General features: G+C 58.5%; 3 protein-coding genes. All 3 read left to right on the top strand.

What is annotated here, in order from left to right:
* Positions 1-1,026: regulatory iron-sulfur-containing complex subunit RicT (gene ricT / locus Q0F21_RS07470; RefSeq protein ID WP_297238758.1), on the top strand; the 1,026-nt coding region annotated here is incomplete at its 5' end.
* A gap of 13 nt (positions 1,027-1,039) precedes the next feature.
* On the top strand, positions 1,040-1,507 hold the full coding sequence (locus Q0F21_RS07465; protein ID WP_297238756.1) for a hypothetical protein: 468 nt from the start codon (positions 1,040-1,042) through the stop codon (positions 1,505-1,507).
* Positions 1,508-1,550: 43 nt separating this feature from the next.
* A partial coding sequence (locus Q0F21_RS07460; RefSeq protein ID WP_297238754.1) for an asparaginase occupies positions 1,551-2,080 on the top strand: 530 nt, incomplete at its 3' end.

Below are 2,080 nucleotides of genomic sequence, written 5' to 3'. Positions count from 1 at the left end.
CTAAATAATCTTCGTCTCCCCCTCGCCAAGGGCGACATGGTGGCTGTCGAGGCCTCTCCCGGTCACGATATCGGGCGGGTCTCGCTCACCGGTCGGCTGGTGGACCTCCAGATGCGTAAGCTCGGGGTAACTCCTCCGGAGCAGCCCAAGACCATCTATCGCTTAGCACGTCCGCTCGACCTGCAGAAGTATGAGGAGAGCAAGGCGAAGGAGCACGAGACAATGATCGGCAGCCGCCAGATCGCAAAGCGGCTCGGGCTGGCTATGAAGATCGGGGACGTGGAGTATCAGGGTGATGGACAGAAGGCGATCTTCTACTACATAGCAGACCACAGGGTGGACTTCCGGCAGCTGATCCGAGAGCTGGCGGAGGCATTCCACATACGTGTGGAGATGAGGCAGATCGGTGCCCGTCAGGAGGCGGGGCGGATCGGTGGTATAGGTCCCTGCGGGCGACAGCTCTGCTGCTCGGGGTGGATGACCAGCTTCCACTCCGTCAGTACTAATGTGGCTCGCCTGCAGGATATTGCCATCAATCCACAGAAGCTTGCCGGTCAGTGTGCTAAGCTGAAGTGCTGTCTCAACTATGAGCGAGACACCTACGCCGAGGCTCAGAGCTCGCTGCCACCGAGAGATGTGCGGCTGGAGTGTCAGCGTGGGGTCTATGCGTTCCTCAAGGCAGATGCCCTCGCCGGTCAGGTCTCCTATATCTCCACCGGTGGCGCTCCGTCGAAGCAGCGCGAGGTGGTGACGATCAGCAAGGAGCGAGCTCTGGAAGTGATCGATCAAAATCGTGTCGGCGTACAGCCCGTCTCCCTCGTCTCTGACACCGAGGAGGAGCAGGTCTCCCCACTCCGTCGGGTGAGTGACATCCTATCGGAGGAGAGTGTCTCCCGCTTCGACAAGTCTCGGGAAGCCTCTCGTCCTAAGCGGTCGCGTAATGGTCGGAATAGGAGGCGCTCTCAGGGTGGCTCGTCCGGTCGGTCCAAGGGGGCGAGACAGCAGCGGCGGGACTCTCGCAAGTGAAACGGTGCGGAGGATGAGAATGAATAAGCTCGGCAGACTGCTCCTACTCATCCCCTGTCTGATGGCGGTGGGGTGTCGTCAGTCGACTCTTCCCGTCTACTCCTACTACCAGTCTCTGGAGGATATGGGGTGGGGACAGAGTGAGGAACTATTCTACACCTTCCCCGTCACAGCTGATGAGCGCTATCAGGTAGAGGGTGTTGTGCGGGTGTCGCCTGACTTTACCCTACGCCAAGTGCCGCTCGGAGTCGTCTTGGAGACCCCTGATCACCAGTACCGGGAGTCACAGCTGATGATGCCTGTCAAGCAACGACAGATCAGTACGACCGGATATGTCGTCCGGGAGTACCCCTTCGAGATCCTGTCGGACTTTGTCCCGGAGCAGTCCGGCACCTATACCCTTAGTCTTCGTCCGCTGCTGAGGGACTCTGTCATCCACGGCGTCGTCGAGGTGGGTGTCACTGTGACGCCGAGTCGATAATATCGCTATCTTTGCGCTTGACCTTTTTACTTCTATAGTCACCATGAGAAAATCAACCAATAATAAGCCCTACGACCCCTCGACCGCGGTCCTCCTCATCTACACCGGCGGGACGATCGGCATGACAGAGGATCCTGTCACCGGTGCGCTCAAGGCGATAGACTTTGCCTACATAGAGGAGCATGTCCCGGAGGTGAATAACTTCTCCTTCCACATCGACACCTACTCCTTCGATCAGGTGATCGACTCCAGCGAGATGGGGCCGACGCACTGGCGGGAGATGGCACTGACCATCCGGGAGAATTATGATAAGTATAGTGGCTTCGTGATACTCCATGGGACGGACACCATGGCTTACACCGCCTCGATGCTCAGCTTTATGCTGGACGGCCTCTGCAAGCCTGTCCTCCTGACCGGGTCGCAGCTGCCTATCGGTAAGGTTCGAACGGATGGGAAGGAGAATCTGCTCACCTCGATCGAGATCGCGGCGGCCAAGGATCCGATGGGCAGACCACTCTTGAGGGAGGTCTGCATCTATTTCGACAATCGTCTCCTGAGGGGCAACCGCTGCAC

Origin of the sequence: uncultured Porphyromonas sp., from assembly GCF_934359325.1 — a bacterium.
Lineage (GTDB): Bacteria > Bacteroidota > Bacteroidia > Bacteroidales > Porphyromonadaceae > Porphyromonas_A.
This window is presented reverse-complemented; position numbering and strand designations above follow the sequence as displayed.

Excerpts from the sequence above, each read along its gene's own strand:
- Q0F21_RS07465 (WP_297238756.1), top strand. The coding sequence starts at position 1,040 with ATGAGAATGAATAAGCTCGGCAGACTGCTCCTACTCATCCCCTGTCTG.